We start from the raw sequence: 24,118 nt of genomic DNA on the forward strand, positions 1-24,118 counted from the left end.
TATACATAGACTACTGATAGGTATATTAAATTTTCTTTCAATGTATGACGATTTATAAAAATTTGTTATTTTAAGTCAAGCAGTTTGGTTTTCTTCTATGGTTGCTCGTTCTGTTCAATATGCTCCAAATATAAAAGATGGATTTTCTATTTAATTCATTAGCAGTACTTTTCTTTGAAATGAATGAAAGAATTCTTTCAAGGTTGTTTTGGTCATTTTATCAGTGAAGAAACGTTAGTCAATCATACAAACAATTTTTAGACTTAATTACAGACTTTTCTTTAAGAAACAAAAGATATGATTCTTCAATCTCGTGTTTTTCATTTTGATGAAACTGGTATGCGTGTATAAAACAAAATGTTAAGTAATGGAAGGTGTCGATTGTTTTTTAGTTGTGGGGAGAATGAATACATGAGAACAAATTATAGTTATCGGTACACGCATTTCCATGTTGGAGGAGAAAATAGATACGGACTGGATTCACAGAAGTTAGAGAGAGTAAGTGTTATGCAGAATAAGACGCAGGGTAATGCAGCGTCCAGAGAAGTGTAGATATCTTTTCGAGTTAAAATGGTGAAGAAATTTTTGAAGAGGTAGACAAACAAGCACAGCTACATTATCTGTAGTAGACAAGTAGCTGTGCATATAAAGAGTAGAAAAAGGTTCATTATAACTTCATTGCTATAAGGAACAAGATTAGGGTACTTTTAATATAACCGAAAAGAGACAAACCGTGAATTCTAAAGATGACCTTTTACAAAGGTAAAATAACAGGGGAAAAGAGTAGTGAAGGGAAATAGTAAAGAAGTGTGATGACTATGAATGTTAATCTAATAAACATAGTAACTGTGTTCAAACAGATGGCGATGGAAAATTTAGAATCAATCTGTGTGGATTTTCTATAGTAAAGAATAAGGTAGAGTATTCAATAAGAAGCAGAATAAATGGGAATGTGATGAAAAGTGTTAAAAGGGTTCAGTAATAAGGCGCCTCTTTTAAATAAAATGAAACTGGGGGAGTCCCATTATGAATTATTTGGAACGTATTTTTTATTTGCACCAACCCGCGCATGTATATGGTAAAATATATGTGAGATGGAAATAATTCATATCGGTGTTTCGGTGAAACAAGATGGTATTAAATTTGATGTAGTTATCATGTCGACATGTCAAAGAAAAGTGCTCACAAGAGTATTTTCTCTTTGACTAGTTCCGATTGTCATAGTTACTCTAATATGATAAGATAGGTATACTTTATCTTATCAGGGACCTTTAGCTCAGTTGGTAAGAGCAGACGGCTCATAACCGTCCGGTCGTAGGTTCAAGTCCTACAAGGTCCATTAATATATGTATAGATTTTCAATAGAAAGTACGATAATAACACAGAATGTTTAATGCCATGTTCTGTATAAAAAAGCACTCTTATGGGTGTTTTTTCTAAATAGTACGATATCACGATATCTAGTTTGTCACATGCCTCTGGAACCAATGTTTTGAAGAGGTCTTTAACTGGATTTATAAGAAAGCGCTTTCTTAGCTTTCTTATATGGTGATGTAGTATGCTATAGTGTATCAATTTAAAAAACTAATATTCTACACATATTTTTATCGATGAACTATATATTATATATAAATGCTATGGATTTGTTTTGAATTTTGAAGTACTGGAACAAAATATATCCTTAGGAGGGATAAAAATTGAATGAGACTAGTGAATTGATTGTTTTTGTTCACATTGCCAAAACCGGTGGTACAACTTTAAGGGATATTTTAGATAAACAATACGGTCCTGATTCATTAAGTATATATGCAGATCCATCTGTGCCGAATCTGAATAGTAAAGAGAAAATCATAAATAGGGTGTTATCACACATTCATACAGCTAAAAGTATTAGTGGACATTTTAGCTATGGAATGAAATATAATCATATAGTACAGGAGCCGTTACTAGCATCAATAAATACGTCGAGAAATATTGCCCATATTACTATGTTAAGAGAACCTGTAGAACATATACTGTCCTTATATCATCATTACAAACGGAATAATTTTTTTAGTATGCATATGCAAACGCCAACGGTGGATCTTGAAACTTTTATTAAACAAAAATTATATTATCCAAATTACCAAACCTTACGTGTATCAGGTGCAGACTTTCCAGATTTAGATATTGCAAAACATAATATTGTTAATCATTTTTCTATAGCTGGAATTACTGATATGTACAATGAATCTTTATTTTTAATGAAAGAAAGGTTCAATTGGAAGGATATGAAATACCAAAAGTTGAATCAATTTGTAAATTCAGACTTAAAAAAAGACATTTCCAATGAACTTGTAAATCTAATTATTCTTGATAATAAATTAGATTTTAAATTATATATGTTTACAAAACAGTTATTAAAACAAAAAATTGCGGCATTAAATATATGTAAACAACAAGAGCTTCGCGAATTTTCACCTTTTACTTAATGTGACTATCTTTGACTTAGCAAATCTAACAGTGCTAAAGCTTGTGGACGGGGTTTTTAGAAAAAGAGTATACTTAATATTTAGTAGCATACACCAAGTATCTGGTGTTTCGATTATGTATCAAGCTATTAATTTAAAATAGCATTAGATTTTTTTATACCTAGGTGTTACCCACTTTAAGCAGGCCGTAAGGACGTTAAGTGAGTATAAAGCGATTGGTATGATTCAGGATTATCCATCTCTTTTGTATCAATCTACACAGGAAAACACCCACGAAAGAACAAAAATCCTAATCTGCTTGAGCCATTCCTCCTACAGAAGAATGGGCGCTAAATCGTACAGATATGAGAAGAAGACTGTCTTTGATATCATGGGTGGTTTCTATGAAGATAACGAATTGAAAAAATAAAAGAGAGCTGCATAATGTAAAAAATGAAACCCATACAGGCTTGACTTAGTTTAGAAATGGTTTAATTCGATGAACGGGAAATTCAGGTTGTTCTCGCTTTTAAGTTGATGGGCATGTTTACATCAACTTTATAATAAATTAACTTTTCATAAAGAGGAGATTATCTATCATTCTTTACAGGAAAGTTGCTCTCCACGTCCATATGGGTGGTTTTTTTTTTTGTATACCGATACATCATGCTTGCGAATATCGTGGCACAGCATATTCCACAAATAATGGCTAAAATAGGGTATCCATCTATTAATGCAAAACCAATAACAGGGCCGAATCCTGTTGCTGGGACCAGTGGATTTATTCCTAAATTGCTACTCATTTCTTACTCCCCTCCTTTTGTACGTACAATGAAATTGTAAAAGTTTTTCTGGAAAATTCAGAATAGAATAATCTGAATTTACAAAAAACTATTGATGATATAACAGAAATTCTCTAAATTAATTTTAAAGAGTGCTGTTAGAACATATACATTGTAATGAATATGACTTATTAATGAATATACATATAATTACCTTTCGAAAAAGTAATTTTTATAGAAATCGTAAAAGACCCACTATGTAAAAGGGAATGAATGGGATGGAGTGAAATAGTCTTTATGCAAATCCCTTTTTTTATCTATAGTAATTGGCAACCGCCTTGTATAATTTATTTTTGTAAAATGGTTTGCTTATATTAGATGTTTTTTTGCTGAAAGTCCTGTATTTGGATTTCGAACCGCTTTTTGGTGTATTCATCAAGAGGCTTGTTTCGGCATTAGGTTGACGTCGTTGGGATGATGAATACTCACTACGCAACTATGACTGTTGATAAAAGTTAATCGGCCTACGCATCTATGTTCGAATTGAAGGAAGTAATGAGATGTCCTTAAATTTGAATGGGAAAATTTTAAATAACCCATGTGTTGCTTAATCAGGAATGCAATAATCAATCTAACATTATTGTTTAATAGTAGGAGTGAAAATAGCGTGAAAGGAGAATAGATATGCAACAACAGTCTCGAAAGCAACAAGCATATAAATCTATAAAGTTAAATATTATAAATAATATATATCAAAAATGGAAGGTATTTCATCAATATCGTTTAGCAACTCAATTTGAGATAAGTCTTATTTCTATTCGTCAAGTCCTAACTAAATTAATGAGGGGAGAGTATGTAAATTCTTATGTTAAATCAGCGATGTTTGTTTTGTATAATGGATTAATTTGCTCAAATATGCGCAAAGAAAGAGAATGGATATGAAAAAACGAATAGTGTTTGTCCTTACTTGTTTGCTGATATTGGGGGGAGGATATTACGTGCAACAAAGGATTTTACTTGGTACAGCTGATGCAACAGTTCAACAGACGATTTTGATTAAGCCTATTGTACCAAGTGCACAAAATGAAAAAGAGCAAGAATCATCAATGAATATTAGTTCCGTACCCGTGAAACTCACTTTTCAGCGAACACAAGGCACGGTTAATATTCTTCCAGTAGGATTAGACAAAGACGGGAGAATGGTTGTGAAGGATGGTTTAGAAACGGCCTCGTGGTATCGGAACAGTGCGATTCCTGGCAATTCAGGAAATTCTTTAATTGCAGGGCATCGAGATTGGAAAGGTGAATTAGGGGATTTTCAATATTTAGAAACAATTCAAAAAAACGAAACAGTTCTTATTCAATATGAAGATAAAGAAATTCGCACATTCCAGGTTGTAGAAAAAAATGTATATCCGATGAATGAAGTACCTGAAGAGGTTATGAATATACAAGGGGAATCACGTGTTACTCTTATTACCTGTACAGGTGAATTTATTCGAGAGAAGGGAGGATATCAGAGTCGTGTAATTGTTATATTGCAATTGGTATAAGATTTTTCCATATAGATAATTGAGTAAAAAGGGGGGCTAAGAGTGGGAAATGCTTTATGGGTTTGTGGAATAATATCTGTTCCACTTGTATTTTTGTATTACATGTATATCACATTTATTTCACTTCTACCTAGATATAATTCCAGAGATAGGAAGATTCCTTTAGAGAAAGAAAAACCGTACTTTATTTTTTGTATACCCTGTTTAAATGAAGCGAAAGTAATTCAGAAAACAGTAGAATCTTTATTACAATTAGATTATCATCGTTTGCTTGTCGTTGTAATTGATGATGCTTCAGATGATGATACGGTACAGGTCGTCCGACAGATGAATGATAGCAGAGTTCGAGTGTATCAGAGAAAGTATCCACAAGCACGCCTTGGTAAAGGAGATGCGTTAAATGATGCATATCAAAAAATTTGCAAAGTAGTAAATCGTCTATCTATTGATCCTCACCAAGTTATCTTGACGATTGTAGATGGAGATGGTCGGCCAAGTAATAATATTTTACAAGAGGCACAACATGCTTTTGCAGATTCAACGGTTGGGGCTGCACAAACGAATATTCGTATGACTAACCGAAAAAGTTGGTTATCTTTTATGCAAGATGTGGAGTTTTATTCTAGTGTGACAGCGATTCAAAATAGTCGTGAATATTTACAGAGTGTTGGGTTAGGAGGAAATGGACAGTTTTCTCGATTGAGCGCCATGCAAGAATTAGGGGAAAATCCTTGGTCAAGTTGTTTGTTAGAGGATTTTGATTTTGGTCTATCCTTATTAATTTGTGGATGGAAAATCCGTCATCTATCTAATAGTATAATGTATCAGCAAGGTGTTACATCAATCACTCGCTACATTAGACAACGAAGCCGCTGGGCACAAGGGAATATGCAATGTCTTCGTCGATTAAGAGAAGTTTCACAAGCAAAAATACCTTTTCTCGCAAAAATTGATATTTTGTATTTTTTATTACAGCCGTGGACAAGTTTAATAGGTAGTTTGATTATGGTCTTATCATGGGGATTGATAGGGATGTTTCTGTATTCATATGATTTTCAATTTTTTATTGAATCCAAACAATGGATATGGAATGTATCAGCTCTTTGTCTTTGGGGGTTTTTAGTTTTCGGACCTGGGTTATTTTGGGGGATTCGTTATTATCAAGTCACTAAGAAGGAAGCAGCGAACAGCTGTACTTTTGGGCAATGTGCTTTAGCAGGAGTAAGTATGCCACTGTATAATTTACTAGTAATTCCAAGTGTGTGGTTAGCTTGTTGGCGTCAATTGATAAGAAAAAAAGACTGGTTGAAAACGGAAAGAATAGAAGAAAATCATATAAAAGAATAGAATGTTTTGTACAAACTAATTTTCAGTTCCGTGATGCAAGGAACCTTTTGTCTGTCTCTCTTAGTATGGTTGCTATTTTAAGTAGGAACTGAATGGTTAGGCTTTCGGACGCTATTTCTTTCTGTCTCCTTCTTATATCAAGTTATCTAAGAATCTCATGTAGCTTGTTTATCAAAACTTTGGCGAGAATACTAAATTACAAAATTCATCTCCCACTTACCGCTGGGAGATGAATTTTGTAAGCTTGGGAGGAGTATTTTTCTTGCCGATGCTTGAACATTAAATAAACAGAATGTTTTTATATTATTTTGGAATGTTGTTTTTAGACAACATGTTCTTCATTGCATTTTTTGTATTACGTATTTACAACGCCACACAATCATTAATTTAGGAGGTTATAAGTATGTTTCATTCAGACCAATAAAAAACAAATAGGCCCCATTTAACGAATTAACGTTCAGATACCTGACGTAAGCAGATGTCAAAGCGTATTGGGATATACGATTACAGGCCTTTCAAAAATATCCTGATCGTTATTATCGAGATTTAACCGAAGAAAAAATAGATCTCTTACTATCGTAGCTAAAATGCTTGAGGACAGAAATAAGATAGGGACTACTTTATAGCTTGGTAAATATAGATAGTTACTAAAAAATATCTATTTCATTACTTAAAAATAAAATGTACAGAAATATCAACTTTTCTGTGCATAAAAAAGCACCTAATCTATTACATATCAAAAACAGCTTCTTTTTAAAATTCACATAAAGTAAATGCCCCTTTTGATGGTTCCATCACAATATTCCTATCCGTTGTTCGCGTCGTATATATCGAATATAGCCTGTCAACTGAAATTCCTTTGTTTCTTTTGGATCGTTAAAATACTATCTTCAACCGATAAATACTCCATTATCTACTTTGTCTTCATTTTTATACATAATAAAACCTTTTTTCGGTTATTTTAATAATTGAGCACGTGTCTCACGAATTTTGGTAATACGCTAAAGACTTTTGAATTTTCTGTTATTTGGGGTGTTTGATGTAAATTCAATTTTTGTATCTGTTTGAAATCCAGCTTATTCTGTAAATGTAGACTGAATTGGTTTCTTTATGAGGACTTTTTTTATTACAGCCCTCCCGAACGAGAAAGCCGATGTCCTTTAGGCATGGGATGAAAGAGAGGTTGGATACAGAGTGCTACTAAAAACCATAAGAAGTCAACACGTTTCAAAGTTCGTGCCGTATTAACCGACCAATTGCGACTTATTGAAGCACATACAGGAAACGTAAGTTTCGTAGTGTTCGTAGGAAGGTAGAAAAAGCTAAGAAACGAAATGCCCTTCGACAATTTGATGATAAGGAATACAGGTGGATGCAAGACCATAAAGTAAGTCGTGAAGTCGTCGATTTCGCAACGAATCATACGATTTCTGTCATTCGATTAGAACAACTCACGAATATCAGACAGACGGCACGAACAAGCCGTAAAAACGAAAAGAATCTACACACTTGGTCCTTCTTTCGCCTCGCGCAATCCATCGAGTACAAAGCGAAAGTAGTTGGTATACAGGTTGAATATGTGAATCCTGCCTATACAAGTCAAACATGTCCCAAATGCCCGAAGAAGAACAAGGCACAAGATAGAAAATATAAGTGTCCATGCGGATTTGAGAAACACCGCGATATCGTTGGAGCGATGAATATTCGCTACGCAACTGTGGTTGGCGGTAACAGTCAATCAACCTAAGAACCTAAATGGTCTGTCTTGGGAGGGTGATGACACACCCTCATCTTGAAGGCTATTCAAAACAGAAATGGACTGCGAACGTTTCGTTATTCAAGAATCCCATCCGTTACACCGTAAGGTGTAGGACTTGCGGCTTTAGCCGTGGGAGTGTCAATTAATTATATGAAAAGGTGATATAGATGTTAGAAAATTTAACGACAGAAATTCGTAATAATAAAACTATGAATTTAGACGAGATGTCAATCATGGAAATTTTAACTACAATGAATGAAGAAGATGCAAAAGTAGCTAACAGCGTAAAATTGGAGATTCCACAAATTGCAAAAGCTGTTGAAGCGATTATATCAGCAAAAAAACAGGGCGGGCGCTTAGTTTATATTGGGGCTGGAACAAGCGGACGGATTGGTTTATTAGATGCTGTAGAATGTCCACCAACGTTTGGAACAAATCTAAAAGAAATAGTGGGGTTAATTGCTGGTGGTGAAAAAGCTTTTATCCAAGCAGTAGAAGGTGCAGAAGACCGTAAAGAATTAGGAATACAAGATTTGAAAGACATTTATCTGAAAAATATAGATGTTGTAGTTGGAATTGCTGCAAGTGGGCGGACCCCTTATGTAATTGGTGCTTTAGAATATGCAAACTCTATTGGTGCTCAAACAGTAGCGATAAGCTGTAATAAAGGATCTATAATTGGAGAAAAAGCAAATATTGCAATTGAAATTAATAATGGACCTGAAGTACTAACTGGATCTACTCGATTAAAAGCGGGGACAGCTCAAAAGTTAATTTGTAATATGCTTTCAACAGCATCTATGGTCGGGTTAGGAAAAACATACGGAAATTTAATGGTGGATGTACAGTTAACAAACGAGAAACTAGCAGAACGCGCAAAACATATAATAATGGACGCTACGGATTGTGATTATAAAACAGCAGCATTATATTTAACACAAGCTGATAATAAACCAAAAACAGCAATTGTAATGATTCTAACAGGTTTTTCAAAAGAAAAGGCTATGCAACGCCTACAAGAAACACAAGGATTTATTCGTCAAGCAATTAAACCTGCAAAATTGTGAGGAATTTAATATGGATAAATACCAAAATGTAGCTTCGAAAATATTAGAGGCGATGGGTGGAAAAGATAATATATTATCTTATACACATTGTATGACTCGCCTCCGAATAACGGCAGTAAATCGCAATCAAATAAATGAAGATGCTATCCAACAAATAGAGGGAGTCCTTGGAGTTGTGGATGATGACACATATCAAATTATTTTGGGGCCAGGTGTAGTTACAAAAGTGGCAAAACAATTCCATCTTATGAATACACAAGAAGCAAACGTGTCTCTTAATCCATCCTCGTCTTTTACGGAAGATTTACAAATAAAAGGTGCTCATATCAAAGCGGAACAAGCGAAAAAAAATAATACACCTTTTAAATCGTTACTCAAAAAAATTGGAAATATATTTATTACTTTAATACCGGCCTTTGTCGGAGCAGGTTTAGTTTCTGGTATTACATCTATTTTACAAAATAATATTACTATCGGAACATTAAACTACGCTACATGGCAACCGTATATCACTATTATGAATATTATTACAAACGCTTTATTTAGTTATTTGGTTATTTATGTTGGAATTAACGCAGCTAAAGAATTCGGAGCAACACCAGCTTTCGGTGGAATTATCGGGGGCGTAACTCTTTTAACAGGAATGCCATCTAATTCTCCAATAAACAATATATTTAATGGTGAGCCATTATTACCGGGGCAAGGTGGGGTTTTAGGTGTTCTATTAGCTGTTTGGATATTATCAGTTTTTGAAAAACAGTTACACAAATGGATTCCAGATGCACTAGATATTATTGTTACACCCACGATTGTATTGTTAATGGTGGGATTAATTACAATTTTTTTGATTATGCCATTCGCTGGTTTTTTATCAGATAAATTAATGTGGGGTATCGATTGGATATTAAAACATGGTAGTATCCTTTCAGGAATGGTACTCGGAATGTCATTTTTACCACTTGTTATGTTGGGTTTACATCAGGTGTTAATACCAATTCATATTGAAATGATTCATTCATCAGGTACAACACAATTACTTCCTATGCTTTCAATGGCAGGAGCAGGACAAATTGGAGCAGCCATTGCTTTATGGGTCCGTTGTAATAAGAATTCAGAATTGATAACTGTAATAAAAAGCGCACTTCCTGTCGGTATCCTTGGGATTGGTGAGCCACTTATTTATGGCGTCACATTGCCATTAGGCCGCCCTTTTATTACGGCTTGTATTGGTGGTGGTATTGGCGGGGCAGTCATAGGTCTATTACAACCCGTGGGAGCCATTGCAATTGGACCATCTGGTATAGCTTTAATTCCTTTAATCGCAAACGGAGAATGGTTAAAATATATCATTGGATTATTTACCGGGTATCTAGCTGGTTTCATCCTAACTTATTTTTTTGGTATTCCCAAAGAAATACGTAAGGCATAAAAATTACTACTTAGGGCTACTATATTTAAAATAATAAATGTGACAATCAATATGAAAAGAATTGAATCCTGTTCCGTACAGAATTCAATTCTCTATTATGGTCTAAAGTAAGATAATTCTTTTTGAGATGGCTGCGAACTTTGCAGCTTAAATTATACTTGCATCAGTTTTTTTACTGCTTTGTCCAGCAACATGATTGGATACATCATATAATCATGCGTATTCTTTCATTTGTTTCATCTGGAAAATTTTTTTGTTCTTGGGCAGATTTAATCCTTGCTTTTTTCGCAAGAATCGGTTTCTCTCAACTCCATACGCATCCGCTTAGTTTTATTTGTCTGCGTCTTGAAGGTTTCAAATTTGAATCTGCAACTAATTTTTATTACTTCATCTTTACGGTAGTGCTTACTAAACCAATAATCGTTCTCTGTGTATTACGCATGTTTTCTCGAAATATAATCAACATATGTTTATACAGAATGACAATCTCCTCGATTTTAGAATTATTGACTCTTTCTATTAAACGGTTTATTCCTTTTTTATTGTAGCTAATCTCAAATTCGATATCTGTAATGTCTAATCAAATTTGACTTTGTCAATCCCAATGAATTGGAAGAACATACTCATGTTAAATCAGTAATTTGACACTCCCACGGTTAAAGCTGCAAGTCCTACACCTTACGGTGTAACGGATGGGATTCTTGAATGACTAAGCGTTCGCAGTCCATTTCTGTTTTGAACAGCCTTCAAGATGAGGGTGTGCCATCACCCTCCTAAGACAGACCATATAGGTTCTTAGGTTGATTGACTGTTACCTCCAGCCACAGTTGCGTAGCGAATATTCATCGCTCCAACGATATCGCGGTGTTTCTCAAATTCACATGGGCACTTGTATGTTCTGTCTTGCGCCTTGTTCTTTTCAGAACATTTCGGACATGTTTGACTTGTATAAGAAGGGTTCACATATTCGACCTTTATGCCAACTAATGTCGCTTTGTACGCGATAAATTGTGCGAAACGATGGAAATGACCAAGTGTGTAGATTTTTTTCGTTTTTACGGCTTGTTCGTGTCGTCTGTTTTATGTTCGTGAGTTGCTCTAATCGAATGACAGAAATCGTATGATCCGTTACAAATCGATGATTTCACAACTTACTTTGTGGTCTTGGTCTTGCATCCATCTTTTTTCTTTGCTTCAACCATTTCAGATACAAGGGCATTCATGACTTTTATATACTCGTGGCTACTTTGTTCCAATAGCATGATTTGTTGTTTTGTTGGAAGCAATGTAACTTTAACTGTGATGGTTTGTGGTACAAGTTTCACCCCCTCGTTTTTTGATTTTCAACATACTGTTGTATTGTCTCACTTGATACATTTCCAGCAGTAGAAACAAAATAAGAACGCGTCCATAGGCTCGACAAGTGTTGAAGATGAGGAAACTCTTCTCTCAAACGTTTTGATGTCACTCCTTTGATTTTTGCCATTGTATCAGCAGGACTACGTGTTGGAGGTGTATGTAAGAACAAGTGAACGTGATCTTTGTCGCATTCCATTGCAACAATAGAAACATCCAATTCTCCGCATATTTCTTGAACCAACTCTTTGAAACGTTCTTCTACTTTTGTATGAAGAAAAATCTTTCTTCTGTATCTTGGGCAAAACACAAAATGATAGTTAAGTAATGACACGGTTGTTTTGGTTTTTCTATAATCATTCATCATGTTTACATTGTATCTGTTAGATTATAAAGCTACAACAAAAAAGATAAAAACATAAAAGATAAAAACATAAAAGATACCAATATTTTGGATACTTAGAGTGCCACAAACCTTGCGGTTTTTAGTAGCACTTCGTATCCAACCTCACTTTCATCCCATGCCGAAAGGCGAGGGGCTTTCTCGTTCGGGAAGGGCTGTAAGTATTTTTCGTGTGCTAGATAAGGCTAGAAAACACTATGATAGTACTTTAACAAATTAAAGTATTTCCGCAGATTGTTGTGAAGGCGAGGAGAGCGCAAAAGTGAAACGATTCGGCTCGTATACTGGGGAAGTTCAAATGGAAATAAGGTTTACTTTGAGAGATTTTATCGTGCAGTTGAGCAAGAACGTTAGGACTATTTTCGCCATTTTAAGTTACAAGGAATCCTAGTATACATATATCATTTTGATTTTCAATGGAATGTGACTCTTAACAAATCCCTAATTTAAAGTTATCATTACTATTTCTGTATGTTAAATTACATTTCAAACATGTATTGTTTAATAGCTACCTAACATCTTAAAGAAAACATCTATTTTACTCTTCATAATATTCTTAAAAGGAGGGTAACAACAGTTAGTTTATATTTATAAAAATCTATAAATAACGATAAAATATTTATAGATAAAAATATTGATGTGGTAAAATAGTTTCGTGAGGTGAGAAATATGAAACTATATTCAATTGGTGATTTTGCAGAAAAGATAGGTAGGACGGAACAAACTCTTAGGAATTGGGATAAAAATAATAAATTCAAGCCACATCATGTTTCTGTTGGTGGCACTCCCTATTATTCGCAGGAACAACTTAATCATTTTCTAGGGATTCGCAGTTTTTTATCAAATATATGGATATAACGATACATCTAACGTTGGTGGATTTATAGAAGAAAGAGGTCGTTTAGCTTATATTGCTGAGTGTAGTGATTCTTTACTGATATACCCAGCTCGTCTAGGAGATTCTTGTTTAAATTTATTGGTATTCCCTAAAAATATTAATCAAACAATGCATACTCATCCATCTGTTCGTTTAGGTTTAGTGGTTGAAGGTAAAGGGATTTGTATTGCATCTGAGGGTGAGATTGATTTAGTAGAAGTATCTGTGTTCTGTCTTGGTGAAATGAAACAACATTGCTCCCGTACAGATAATAACAACTACATGAAGATAGTAGCGTATCATCTAGATAGCGACTGGGGCCATCAGATGAAAATCATCCAATGTTAAATAGAAAATCGATGGGCAACAAAATACTACTATCGCGCAATTGCTTATGAATTGTTTGGAAAATGTGAAAACATTTAAATGAAACTAAATATAGAGTGTATTGCATATAGTACAGATTTTCCGAGGGAGAAGTGACATGAAAAAAGGCTTGAATGGTTAAAAGAAACATAATGGTGGAGACCAAAATAACTTTAAGATTTACAATTCGAAAAAATATAGAACACGCGTATAACGCTGTACCGTATTATCAGAAAATATTCGAAGAAAGAGGGATTACCTCACATGCCCATCAACTTAAGCATTTTTACTACCCCCAAATACAAAAAAACGTTATTCTTTCTTAATAGACTATAAGGAAGGGTGACGTTTTTTTATGAATCGCTCGATTCAAGAGGAGTTACAGCCATTTGCAGAAGAATTACAGCGCTATATCACACCTGATTTTTTGGAAAAACTCGCAAGAGAGATGAAATTTGTAAAGAGAAAACGCAAATTTTCAGGATCAGATTTAGCTACTATTTGTGTTTGGATTAGCCAAAGAGTGGCCAGTGATCCTTTAGTCCGATTATGTAGTAGGCTTCACGCAGTTACAGGTACTGTACTTAGCCCCGAGGGCTTAAATAAACGCTTTAATGAAAAATCAGTGTTATTTTTAAAGCATATTTTCTCTTTGTTGTTACAACAAAAAATCTGTGAGCAAACTCATATTTCTAATCATCTTTATAATTATTTTAAACGTATTCGTATCATGGATGCCACCATGTTTCAAGTGCCTAATACTTTAGAACATATCTATCCTGGTTCAGGTGGTTGTGCGCAAACAGCTGGGATTAAAATTCAATTAGAATATGATTTACATAGTGGACAATTTCTGAATTTCCAAGTGGGGCCTGGAAAAAATAATGATAAAACATTCGGAACGGAATGTTTAGATACGTTACGACCAGGAGATTTATGTATTCGTGATTTAGGGTATTTTTCATTAGAGGACTTAGATCAAATGGATCAACGTGGGACCTATTATATTTCTCGATTAAAGTTAAATACGAATGTATATGTAAAAAATCCAAACCCAGAATACTTTAAAAATGGGGACATCAAAAAACAAACAGAATATATGAAAGTCAATTTAGAAATGATGGTGGGACGCTTGTTACCTGGTGAAACTTATGAAGTAGGTAATGTTTATGTTGGAGATCAAAAAGTTTTGTTTGCCCGATTGGTCCTGTATCGTCTAACAGAACAGCAATTACGAGAACGACAGAAAAAACAAATAGAAAGTGAAAAGAAAAAAGGAAAACCGTATTCACAAAAAAGCAAAATATTATCTGGGCTAAATGTATATGTAACCAACACTCCGTGGGAGTGGGTTTCGATGAAGCAAGTCCATGAACTCTACTCCTTACGTTGGCAGATTGAAATTGTTTTTAAAACGTGGAAATCATTATTTGATATTGATCATTGTCGCACTGTCAAACGAGAACGAATAGAGTGCCATTTATATGGGAAACTGATTGCTATTTTCTTATGTTCTTCTACGATGTTTAAAATGCGTCAACTGTTGTTACAGAAGAAGCAAAAGGAATTAAGTGAATATAAAGCGATTGGAATGATTCAAGATCATCTATTTCTTCTCTATCAAGCTATACAGAAAGACACCCAAGAGATAACAAAGCTTTTAATCCGCCTGTTCCACCTTCTAGAGAAAAACGGGCGGAAATCTCATCGATACGAGAAGAAAACCGTCTTTGATATCATGGGTGTTATCTATGAGTATAGTGGATGTTGCAAGCAAAAGAAAGTTGCATAAGAAAAAAATGAAACCCGTTAGGGGTTATTTGGCGTGCTGAAATTTAATAACTGGCTCCCTTGTGGGGAAAGTTTAAGTTCAAATGAACAAAAGTTAATATTGTGTCTATCCTTAAGTTGATGGGCATGGGATTACCTCAGCTGTTTGACAAAAAAATGTGTAAGGGTAAAATTTTAGGATTTTTAGAAAACAAAGATGCTGGAATTTGTATATTGACTGGTAGGAAAACAAAATATACAGCTGTGCTATCCAGAAGAATATAATATAAGTAGGTTGAGGGGAAACATGAAAACTAAACTAGTCTTTATCACTGGTGCTCCTGGTGTTGGAAAAACTGAAACAGGACAAAAATTAATTCATTTTTGTCCTAATAACTCCGCCTTAATAGACACAGATAAACTTGGTAGCATTCAACCATTTAAGATAGATGATGATTTTTACGAATTAGTGGGTAAGAATCTTAAGGCATGTATTAATAATTTTCATGATCATAAATATCAATTATTGATAATTACTGGTGTATTAATACCAGAGGGCATGTACAAACATATCATAGATTTTGTTAGCGATAAAACAAAGTTTGAGTATAAGATATATGGTCTTCAAGCGAACGAAGAAACTATTATTAATAGAATTAATAATGATAATAAAGGTCAAAATCCAATTCAACGAAAAAAATGGCTGCATGTAAATGACGAGATATTACATATTGAAAAAATACAAATTATTGATACGACAAATTTTTCTATTGGTGAAGTCGTATATGCCATTAGGCTTTTAGAAATGCTCTGAGGTTGAATAATACCGTCTATCCACATAACAATTTTTTGTATCTGTTATTTTTGTGTTTTTTCATTTGTTATTTTAGCGATGGTAACCGGTTATATTATCTTACCGGCTATTTTATTTTCTATAAAAAGTACTAATAGATGTTGAATGGTTCAGTTGAAAAAACGGAAAGTAATTTGTACTTTTTGACCATATACATCACTTGTATACCATTTAATAGAGTGACGGATATTTATGATGTTTAAATAGAAAAAATTTTGATATAACGTGAATGGAAAAAGTATAGATTGCTGTAGAGTCGCTGTAAATAGGAATATCGATATTGTTTGCGAACGAGCACTTATTTTGAGGAGCGCTCTTTCATTTGAAAAGGAATCTTGAATAGAATATTTCCTCCTAGTTATTTTGGAATGAAACATGCTACAATGAGGGGTAATCAAGATGATTGCATAAGGAGGGAATTGTGGTGGATGAGAAATTAGATATGTTAATGAAGGTAATGCAAGAAGGATTTGATGGCTTGAACAAACGTTTAGATGGATTAGAGAATCATTTAAATGTAGTAAAGACTGAGGTTGCCTCATTACGTGAAGACACTACAATTGTGAAGCAACAAGTGGTAAGGATGAGAAAAGATACAAGATACTTGGAAAAGAAATATCAACAGCATGATAAACAAATTTCTGAATTGGAAGATCAGATGCATAAAGCGTAACGGTTGTTATAAATCACATAGGTAATTCATATGCAATGGGTAGACAATACAATATATCAGCATCCTAGAGATGAAGGTGTTGTGGAGGGAAACGGATATATTGTTATTACGGGTTAAGTTATGGGGCTGAAAATAAGAAGTTATCGTATTTCTTGTTCAGTCATTTTTAGTATAGGTTTTTTATGTTGTTTAAACCAAAAAACAACTTGTGAAAATAAAGATGGTTTCTAGCCATAAAAGCATGTAGTAGTTACGGGAATGTGTAATACATGTGGGATTGTCTGAACGAATCCGTTCTATAAATCGCATAGAGATTATAAATGCAGCTAACACTGTCAAAAGGGAAGTAATATGCCTATTAGCGTAGCATAAATAGCGATAAAATAACCTTTGTAATAAGGGAGTTAGTTTGGCTGTCTTAGGACGAATTCTTTAGCTATAGTGTTGAGGGAATATAAAAACTTCTTTGGAGAACAAAATGCTTCCGCATATGGTTAATTTTGTACACCAACATGATCGTAGAAAGGACACTCTTTTAATGGTGCAAGCATGTATTTAAGTATAGGTTTCCATTTATGGTCATCTATTTGCTCATAAGAACGCCTTTCAAGCATAGAATTTACTTTAAGAGCAACTATTCTTTAGAGGTTGCTCTCTTCTTATGATTGACGATTTTATCTTATCGATTCAAAATCTAGAAGACCAAGATACAAAAGACTGATGCATTGGTTAACTTTACAAAATATGGGGTGGGGATATGTATGGATTGCTATTCCAAAATTATTTTATCAAATGGGAAAGAATATATGGTACCGCTTCGTTTTAATGAACTAATTGGAAAAAAGCTAGTTAATGGAGAAAAAGAATGGTTTAATACATGGATTTTAGTTCCTCATATAGATGTAGAAACAGGAAAGGAACTGCAAGTGGCTTTAAATTCCTTATACATAGTAATAATTGAGGAATTCAATGTAAAAATGCAACCCAATATTCCATTAATATTTAGAAGTGAAAAAATAAATCAAGATTAGGGCTAAAAGTATCCATTTGGATGCTTTTATTTATATTAGTAAGGAGAAACTAACCTAATAAAATGCCCCCATGATATATGGGGAAAGGTTATAATAAAAGCGGATGAAGAGCGACTATATACGATAAAGAGGAACTTTATGAATGAGATATAAGCGCTCATCATCCGTTTAAATGGAAAAGTTGAACGAGAACATATGATCTTTGTACATAGAGTGTAGGTGTAGGATACAAAAAAAGAGATTTATTTAAGTATAAATCTTTGCGTATGTTCTTCGCTCATAATTAATATGCAACATATTTTGGTTTTTTATACCAATAAAATTAAATTTATTTGTTACGAATTTCTACTGGAGTAAAATAAAAGAATTAGTATGAGAAGGGTTATATTGTATTTTGGATAGAGAAAGAACCTACAAGGAAAGGAAAACGAGCGGCTGTATGACTGCAACAAAAGAAAGTAATGGTTTGATCGTTATTCTGAATAACAAACGCGCTCCTTATCCTTCGAGAAATGATTGAACGGATGAAGCATATACATGTTTATACATTTTAAAGAAATAGAATAGCTAATTGGGATCATTTCATGTATAGATTACAGTGTATATTTCTTCAACCACTTGTAGTATGTACATATTTTGGTTTTTGATACCAAAAAGGTGCATATAATTAAGGAAACATTCATTCAATATTGTTAATGGGGAAAGATAAGGAGGAGAGAGAATGGAATTAACTCAGCTTGAGAGGGCAATGATTGTTACTACATTTATGGCATCATTGGGGAAAGTAGAACTTGAGACGTTGATAAATGAATTTACATTTGAACAATTAGAGATAGAACTTGAAGAGATATTAAATGAGGATATAACACTTGCACAAATGATAGAGGCGGGAAGAAGTGGAATTCACAAAATTATTCAGGATTTATTAGGTGAAAGTTGACAGATAGTGAACTTACCCACAACTTAACGTCCTAACGGGCTGTTTGAAGTGGTGGCTTTTTGGGAACTAGATACGTTTATTAGTGTTCTATATTTATCCAGCTGTCCCTAAATAAAAGATCAATTACTATAGATTGTAAATACTAGCCCCTGCTAGATTGTTTCCAGGATAATGTTTAAATCCCCTAGCACATAGGTATGGCATCCCATGTCGATACTATATATTGAGTAACAATTATTAGCGGATATTATGCGCTATAAAAAAGGAAGATCTTCTGAATTGAAGAATCTTCCTTTTTACAAATACATGTAAGTTCCATTTATAGATGTCACCACGATTTCCAATGGTATGTATATGATGTTCTCATCATGAGTGATTTAAAAGATTTTGTATTCTGGTTTGAAAAGGTGTGTAGAAAACAATCTGAGGATACTCTTTTTTATCCACATAGAAGTACCGCTCGTACTATTGCCCGATATCAAGAACATATGCAAATGACAAGATTATTAAACCTGCCAGCACTAACCGGCGCATGAATTCTATTAAACGGCATTTTGACGGGGCTAAGCAAAAAGGTCTTGTACAAACGAATGTATCGATACTAACAAGGTTAATATCGACAGTACGTGATCATGCATATAGAAATATATGGAAAAAGTGCTGTTGTCTTTTAGATAACGCTCAGAAAAAAATTAGAAAAACTTCTTCAGGTAGACCAAAAAATAAAGAGAACGTATCTAGAACGTTTAGGTAATCTGCTTGTTGCAAGTAGTGTTACAGGAATTAAAAATACTCTGATCTGTTTACGGAAATTTCTCAAAATACAGACAGAAAATAGGAAAGGAATCACTGCAAAAAATTAAAACAATAAATACATACGATGTTGCCAAATATAGTACTGAATAGGTACTCATATGTTAATTACTCTGGAATAGTACAATGATTTATCCTACTTTTCTATGTATAACAAGAGACAAAGGATGCAACAAAATGATGTACCAATACATTTGAAATTTGAGAGTAGTAACACAAGCGATGTATACGGGCCTCTAAGCCGACTTGTTACATGGTATATTTTTCATGTATATTTTTTACTGAAGATGCTGGTATATTTAAATTATCAAAGTAAAACAGCCACAAAAAAGTAGCCGAGGAGGCGTTATGAATGAAAAAACCTAACAAATTTTCAGTCGTTATTCCAGTAGTTAGTGTGTTAACGATAGGTAGCATTCTGCCAATTACTTCTTTTGCAGCTGAAACGAACGGACTTCCCCATTCCAAAACTAACCTAACACATCGTATGCACTCTAAAATAGGTGCTGATAGTAAAATACATTCTCCAAAAAAATCAAAAAACAAAGCAGGAGCTGGCATAAGTGCGAGTACAGATACAAAAGCGGGAACAGATACAAGTGCGAGTACAGATATAAAAGCGGGAATGGATACAAGTGCTAGCACGAATATAAAAGCAGGGACGGATACAAGTGCGAGTACAGATACAAAAGCGGGAACAGATACAAGTGCGAGTACAGATATAAAAGCGGGAATGGATACAAGTGCTAGCACGAATATAAAAGCAGGGACGGATACAAGTGCGAGTACAGATACAAAAGCGGGAACAGATACAAGTGCGAGTGCGGATATAAAAGCAGGAACGGATACAAGTACTAACACAGATTCAGTACCGGCTATTGATATGGAACAATTTAAAAGAGATCTTATGACAGCAAATGAATACATGCCACCAGAACCACAATCTGATGGCAGTAGAAAAAGTTATTTTCCAGGCCATCTTACAAATCCAGCAACGATTGATGTTACACCTTCTTTGGAAAATTTTAAAGACGTAACTGCTACAGAAACAAAAGATATAACAACAGCGGACGAGACACAAGAGGCTACTTATGAAAATACGACAGATTTAAACCAAACACACGTAACACCGTCTAAAACGATTACTAATACAGATTCCTTTACGTATTCTAATATAGAAGGAGCAAAATTAGGTATAGAATTGGATCATACATTCACTGCAAACGTGGCGATTCCAGGTATAGGAGGGGCAGGTCAATCTACTACTGAAAAAGTGTCTACTGAATTCTCTTATAGTCATACAAGTTCGAATACAACCATTCATACAGAAGAAATTACCCTACCTTCTCAAACGATTGTAGCGGCACCGCATGGAACGACACACTATCTAGGAAAAGTACAACGGGTTGAATTTTCTGGGAAAACGGAAGGAAACGGTTATCTGACTGGCACAATAGATACCGAGCAGTACTTTACGTATCCTGGAGAAGAGGGGCATTGGAGCGGTCGAGCGGATGATCCTAGAAATGTAAAAGAAAAATTGGATATTTATGATGTATTTAAAAAAGCGCTTACAAATCAAGCTTATAGTGGATTACCAAATTATATAGAATTAGATAATGTAAATAAAAGAGTCATTTTAAAGCAACCAATTACATCTACCTTTACAGGAAAATTAGGATTTAAAGCTGACGCAAAAATTGAATTTATACCAAGTGATCCAAATAAACCGAAAGTTCAAATGTCTTTAACAGATTACCAAAACCCTGAAAAACGTGCTCAATTATTAAAATAATGAAAAAAGATTGTGTATAGAAACAAAACCAAATTATTATATAAGATTCCCCAAATAAATTTGTAAGCTAATTTATTTGGGGAATCCTTGTTTAAAGATACAAGTTAATAACTTGGCAAGAAAAATAATGGCAATGAAAATAAAAAAGATTGTGCTGATGGTATGTTGGGTACCAAAAATTGAATAATCTTCTATTTTTGTATACAAATAATAATATCCGCTAATATGTAGTGTGTGATGCGGTATCGTTGTTACATGTTCGATTGATTTTTTATTCGTAAAATTGCATGTTTATTTTGTTTTTTTTTGACGCTCTCATGGCTAAATCCGCAAATCTTACACCTTACGATCTTTTAGCAGCGTTCTGTATCGAAGCTCACTTGCATCCCATAGCCAAGGCCGATGTGAGTGAAGCCGTTATATAGGATGTTTGTACAGTGTCCAGCACTATTCATCCAGGCGTGCCCTACTTCTTGAGGTATACGTTGGGCCTTGAGCAATGTTTTCCCTTGCAAAGAACACCAAATTTATTCATCATATCAAATGGAGATGCACATGTAGGGCTGTTATGATTAAAGTAGTTATTGTTTTGCACGCTCAGTGTTTGTTAATTCAATAGCGCGTTGTTCAAACTCTCTTGAAGATGTTGTTTCATGATGTGTGCCCTTTCTATACAAAGTGTTAATAGTTGTTTTTGACAACCTGGCTGACGGTTCTGGGGTATACTTCAAATGATGTTAAAATGTATACAAAAAATATGCATTGTTAATGTTTATAAAAATAATTTTTATACAAAAGTAGTTTGAAATTAAGATAATAAAAGAACCAAAGCATCTAACTCAGCAGCGGTAGTCGGCGGGATCGCAAGTACCCCCCACTTCTAAAAGTAACGCAAGTATAGGATTCATATAAATAAACTCTTTTAATAAATTTTAAAAACGCTATAATTCATTTAATTGTTATTAAACCGTATATTTGTCCTGAAATATGGCAAACATTCGGAATATCTGTGTTGCTTTCTATGTTTCTCTATCCTATATATTTCGTGTGAAAAAGTTCTGTTATAAAGTTTGAAAAAATATAGGCTCGTTTTCAAACTTTAGTTAGCGTTTAAGAGGTTCTGAGTAACTGCTGTAAATCTTTACGTGTCGAAAAGAGAAGTTTGGAAGTTCACTTCTCTTTTTTTTATATAACATGAATGGTTTCGCTTCATTGTTAGACATATAAAATCTGACGGGTATTATCACTATGTAAACAAATATTCCCGATTCATACTAATAGCCAGACTTTGTATAGAGTAATAGTATCAGTATGATTAAGATGTGAATTACCCGTCACTTAACGTCCTAACAAACTGTTTGAAGTGGGGGCTTCTCTTTTGTTAGCTATCTATATTTACCAAGCTATAAGGGCAATCTGCCCCTAACGAAAAAAACAATTACATAGCTAGTTTGAGCAAGTTGATGCTTGCGTTTACATCATCCTATCGTGATGTGTGCCACAACATGGACAGTCCCACTCAAGGAGGTTTAGTTTTTTGACATCTTTGTTTTTGTAACCACAGCAAGAACATAGTTGGCTACTTGCATAATTCTTAGGTACGATAATCAAATCACGACCTTTCCATACGGCTTTGTAGTCCAGATATTCTCTTCATTTAGCCCAAGATACTTCACGACTTGCTTTTACTAACGCCAAGCGATCAACTTCCCTTAGAAAAGGAAAATCAGTTTTATATTGTGCGGGTGTAGGATAGTTGATGGATGTATCTATGCATGTTTGGGATTCTTGATACGAACTCATTCTATCTGCAAGCATTTTGTTATATACAAAACGAACGCAACCAAATGTTTTTGCGAAAAATAATCGTTGTTCATCATTCAGATAGATACGATACTTATATGCTTTCAACATGACCTCCACCGCACTTTTCACCTTGATTTTCAATATCCTTTTACCTACATCTAGTGTTGCGTCATCAGTAGTCACTAAACAGAAACTTCTTGACCAAAACATTTCTTTCCACCGTTTCTTTTTTACTTGCGAAAAATCTCTCTTAATGAGTCGAGACCTTGCACTTTTATAAGCCTGAATAAACTTTGTCATTTCTGTATTGAGATGTGCCTTGAACAGAATAGGAACATGGTCTACACCATGATGCCATTCGACTAAAGTTACATTGTATGTTTCAGACAGTCGTACAAACATGTCTGTTGCATAGTTTGATATAGTATCATCAAATACATTTCTTTTATATTTTACAACTAACACAAGAGGATCATGCAATCAGAATACTGCATGATGATTACGATCTCATTTCATTGATATATCAACCTTTTATCTTGATAAGACTAATTATATCAAAACAAAAAAATAAAAAGCTAAGTCAAGTTCTTTTTGGCTACGCCGAACCGAAATTCATATCCCCCTACCGTTGGTCTAGCGCCCTTCACACGCTTGTGGAAGGAGAATTCTTTCGGATCGTGCGTTAAAAACTCGTTGTACAAGTGTTAGATTTTTGCACTATCATTAAAAGTGACCTTTTCCTAAGGCTATTTTTATATTTGTTAAGACCTTTTAGATTCGTTATCTTTAGCTAGTCAATTAAAAATAACTTTGGGAGGAATCATTTTATGAAATTAAATAAAATAATGCACAGGGTACTATTGTCTACACCAACTTATGTTGAGGAAAAATAAAAGGAGAGTTTAGGAAGATAAAAACTAAACTTCTGAAGTCACATTTTTACATAGAGGTGGATGTGGGACGGAAAAATCCCACCATTTTATCAGATGGATCAACCTATCAAAACCCGAAGTTTTTTCGGTCATGAGAAGAGAAGTTAGCGAAAGTA

General features: G+C 34.1%; 16 protein-coding genes, 1 tRNA gene and 8 pseudogenes. 18 read left to right on the top strand and 7 right to left on the bottom strand.

Annotated elements, in window-relative coordinates:
- Nucleotides 1-411: 411 nt before the first annotated feature.
- The 4 genes and pseudogenes from MHI28_RS31035 to MHI28_RS31050 form a co-directional block, all read left to right on the top strand.
- Nucleotides 412-552 carry a hypothetical protein gene (locus tag MHI28_RS31035; RefSeq protein ID WP_340828484.1) on the top strand — a complete coding sequence of 47 codons (141 nt, stop codon included), beginning with the start codon at nt 412-414 and terminating at the stop codon, nt 550-552.
- A gap of 713 nt (nt 553-1,265) precedes the next feature.
- A tRNA-Ile gene (locus MHI28_RS31040) sits at nt 1,266-1,339 on the top strand.
- A gap of 358 nt (nt 1,340-1,697) precedes the next feature.
- Nucleotides 1,698-2,471 carry a hypothetical protein gene (locus tag MHI28_RS31045; protein WP_340828485.1) on the top strand — a complete coding sequence of 258 codons (774 nt, stop codon included), beginning with the start codon at nt 1,698-1,700 and terminating at the stop codon, nt 2,469-2,471.
- 190 nt (nt 2,472-2,661) lie between these two features.
- Nucleotides 2,662-2,880 (top strand): annotated as a pseudogene (locus MHI28_RS31050) (IS4 family transposase); the annotation flags it as partial.
- A 160-nt stretch (nt 2,881-3,040) separates the two neighbouring features.
- On the opposite strand, the gene MHI28_RS31055 reads toward MHI28_RS31050, so the two are convergent.
- A complete protein-coding gene (locus MHI28_RS31055; protein ID WP_340828486.1) occupies nt 3,041-3,253 on the bottom strand; it encodes a hypothetical protein in 213 nt (70 codons plus the stop codon).
- A gap of 663 nt (nt 3,254-3,916) precedes the next feature.
- On the opposite strand from MHI28_RS31055, the gene MHI28_RS31060 reads away from it, so the two are divergent.
- From MHI28_RS31060 to MHI28_RS31085, 6 genes and pseudogenes are all read left to right on the top strand, one after another.
- Nucleotides 3,917-4,174, top strand: a complete 258-nt coding sequence (locus MHI28_RS31060) for a hypothetical protein (RefSeq protein WP_340828487.1) — start codon at nt 3,917-3,919, stop codon at nt 4,172-4,174.
- A 56-nt stretch (nt 4,175-4,230) separates the two neighbouring features.
- A complete protein-coding gene (locus tag MHI28_RS31065; protein WP_340828488.1) occupies nt 4,231-4,785 on the top strand; it encodes a class F sortase in 555 nt (184 codons plus the stop codon).
- A 42-nt stretch (nt 4,786-4,827) separates the two neighbouring features.
- Complete coding sequence (locus MHI28_RS31070) at nt 4,828-6,132, top strand: glycosyltransferase family 2 protein (protein WP_340828489.1); 1,305 nt, start codon at nt 4,828-4,830, stop codon at nt 6,130-6,132.
- Nucleotides 6,133-7,408: 1,276 nt separating this feature from the next.
- A pseudogene (locus MHI28_RS31075) lies at nt 7,409-7,879 on the top strand (RNA-guided endonuclease TnpB family protein); the annotation flags it as partial.
- A gap of 179 nt (nt 7,880-8,058) precedes the next feature.
- Nucleotides 8,059-8,958: an N-acetylmuramic acid 6-phosphate etherase gene (murQ, locus tag MHI28_RS31080; RefSeq protein WP_078187187.1), complete on the top strand. Its 900-nt coding sequence runs from the start codon at nt 8,059-8,061 to the stop codon at nt 8,956-8,958.
- Nucleotides 8,959-8,968: 10 nt separating this feature from the next.
- A complete protein-coding gene (locus tag MHI28_RS31085) occupies nt 8,969-10,387 on the top strand; it encodes a PTS transporter subunit EIIC (RefSeq protein ID WP_340828490.1) in 1,419 nt (472 codons plus the stop codon).
- A 795-nt stretch (nt 10,388-11,182) separates the two neighbouring features.
- On the opposite strand, the pseudogene MHI28_RS31090 reads toward MHI28_RS31085, so the two are convergent.
- Nucleotides 11,183-11,578: pseudogene (locus tag MHI28_RS31090) on the bottom strand (RNA-guided endonuclease TnpB family protein); the annotation flags it as partial.
- Between the two features lie 130 nt (nt 11,579-11,708).
- Nucleotides 11,709-12,110: an IS200/IS605 family transposase gene (gene tnpA / locus MHI28_RS31095; RefSeq protein ID WP_340828491.1), complete on the bottom strand. Its 402-nt coding sequence runs from the start codon at nt 12,108-12,110 to the stop codon at nt 11,709-11,711.
- Between the two features lie 705 nt (nt 12,111-12,815).
- Here tnpA (MHI28_RS31095) and MHI28_RS31100 point away from each other — a divergent pair.
- The 8 genes and pseudogenes from MHI28_RS31100 to MHI28_RS31135 form a co-directional block, all read left to right on the top strand.
- Nucleotides 12,816-12,980 (top strand): annotated as a pseudogene (locus MHI28_RS31100) (MerR family transcriptional regulator); the annotation flags it as partial.
- 142 nt (nt 12,981-13,122) lie between these two features.
- Nucleotides 13,123-13,371, top strand: coding sequence for a hypothetical protein (locus tag MHI28_RS31105; RefSeq protein ID WP_340828492.1), 249 nt, complete (start codon nt 13,123-13,125; stop codon nt 13,369-13,371).
- 373 nt (nt 13,372-13,744) lie between these two features.
- Nucleotides 13,745-15,181, top strand: a complete 1,437-nt coding sequence (locus tag MHI28_RS31110) for an IS4 family transposase (RefSeq protein ID WP_340828013.1) — start codon at nt 13,745-13,747, stop codon at nt 15,179-15,181.
- Nucleotides 15,182-15,466: 285 nt separating this feature from the next.
- Nucleotides 15,467-15,973, top strand: a complete 507-nt coding sequence (locus MHI28_RS31115) for an AAA family ATPase (RefSeq protein WP_340828493.1) — start codon at nt 15,467-15,469, stop codon at nt 15,971-15,973.
- A gap of 463 nt (nt 15,974-16,436) precedes the next feature.
- Nucleotides 16,437-16,685, top strand: coding sequence for a hypothetical protein (locus MHI28_RS31120; protein ID WP_078187182.1), 249 nt, complete (start codon nt 16,437-16,439; stop codon nt 16,683-16,685).
- 761 nt (nt 16,686-17,446) lie between these two features.
- Complete coding sequence (locus MHI28_RS31125) at nt 17,447-17,716, top strand: hypothetical protein (RefSeq protein ID WP_340828495.1); 270 nt, start codon at nt 17,447-17,449, stop codon at nt 17,714-17,716.
- Between the two features lie 721 nt (nt 17,717-18,437).
- Entirely contained in the window at nt 18,438-18,656 is a 219-nt protein-coding gene (locus MHI28_RS31130) for a hypothetical protein (protein WP_078187180.1), read from the top strand.
- A 1,165-nt stretch (nt 18,657-19,821) separates the two neighbouring features.
- A complete protein-coding gene (locus MHI28_RS31135) occupies nt 19,822-21,264 on the top strand; it encodes an ETX/MTX2 family pore-forming toxin (RefSeq protein ID WP_340828496.1) in 1,443 nt (480 codons plus the stop codon).
- A 353-nt stretch (nt 21,265-21,617) separates the two neighbouring features.
- On the opposite strand, the pseudogene MHI28_RS31140 reads toward MHI28_RS31135, so the two are convergent.
- The 4 pseudogenes from MHI28_RS31140 to tnpA (MHI28_RS31155) all read right to left on the bottom strand — a co-directional run.
- Nucleotides 21,618-21,917: pseudogene (locus tag MHI28_RS31140) on the bottom strand (CAP domain-containing protein); the annotation flags it as partial.
- Nucleotides 21,918-22,702: 785 nt separating this feature from the next.
- A pseudogene (locus MHI28_RS31145) lies at nt 22,703-22,956 on the bottom strand (zinc ribbon domain-containing protein); the annotation flags it as partial.
- Nucleotides 22,957-23,106: 150 nt separating this feature from the next.
- Nucleotides 23,107-23,178, bottom strand: a pseudogene (locus tag MHI28_RS31150) (helix-turn-helix domain-containing protein); the annotation flags it as partial.
- Nucleotides 23,162-23,550: pseudogene (gene tnpA, locus MHI28_RS31155) on the bottom strand (IS200/IS605 family transposase). The pseudogenes MHI28_RS31150 and tnpA (MHI28_RS31155), both read right to left, overlap by 17 nt.
- Between the last annotated feature and the right edge of the window lie 568 nt (nt 23,551-24,118).

The sequence above is a fragment of the Bacillus sp. FSL K6-0268 genome, assembly GCF_038005425.1.
In the GTDB taxonomy this organism is placed as follows: domain Bacteria; phylum Bacillota; class Bacilli; order Bacillales; family Bacillaceae_G; genus Bacillus_A; species Bacillus_A thuringiensis_S.

Bases quoted from the DNA above. Each gene is read 5' to 3' on its own strand.
- MHI28_RS31130 (WP_078187180.1), top strand. From the start codon at position 18,438: ATGGAATTAACTCAGCTTGAGAGGGCAATGATTGTTACTACATTTATG.
- MHI28_RS31085 (WP_340828490.1), top strand. From the start codon at position 8,969: ATGGATAAATACCAAAATGTAGCTTCGAAAATATTAGAGGCGATGGGT.
- MHI28_RS31125 (WP_340828495.1), top strand. From the start codon at position 17,447: ATGGATTGCTATTCCAAAATTATTTTATCAAATGGGAAAGAATATATG.
- MHI28_RS31035 (WP_340828484.1), top strand. From the start codon at position 412: ATGAGAACAAATTATAGTTATCGGTACACGCATTTCCATGTTGGAGGA.
- MHI28_RS31135 (WP_340828496.1), top strand. From the start codon at position 19,822: ATGAAAAAACCTAACAAATTTTCAGTCGTTATTCCAGTAGTTAGTGTG.
- murQ (WP_078187187.1), top strand. From the start codon at position 8,059: ATGTTAGAAAATTTAACGACAGAAATTCGTAATAATAAAACTATGAAT.
- MHI28_RS31060 (WP_340828487.1), top strand. From the start codon at position 3,917: ATGCAACAACAGTCTCGAAAGCAACAAGCATATAAATCTATAAAGTTA.
- MHI28_RS31110 (WP_340828013.1), top strand. From the start codon at position 13,745: ATGAATCGCTCGATTCAAGAGGAGTTACAGCCATTTGCAGAAGAATTA.
- tnpA (WP_340828491.1), bottom strand. From the start codon at position 12,110: ATGATGAATGATTATAGAAAAACCAAAACAACCGTGTCATTACTTAAC.
- MHI28_RS31115 (WP_340828493.1), top strand. From the start codon at position 15,467: ATGAAAACTAAACTAGTCTTTATCACTGGTGCTCCTGGTGTTGGAAAA.
- MHI28_RS31055 (WP_340828486.1), bottom strand. From the start codon at position 3,253: ATGAGTAGCAATTTAGGAATAAATCCACTGGTCCCAGCAACAGGATTC.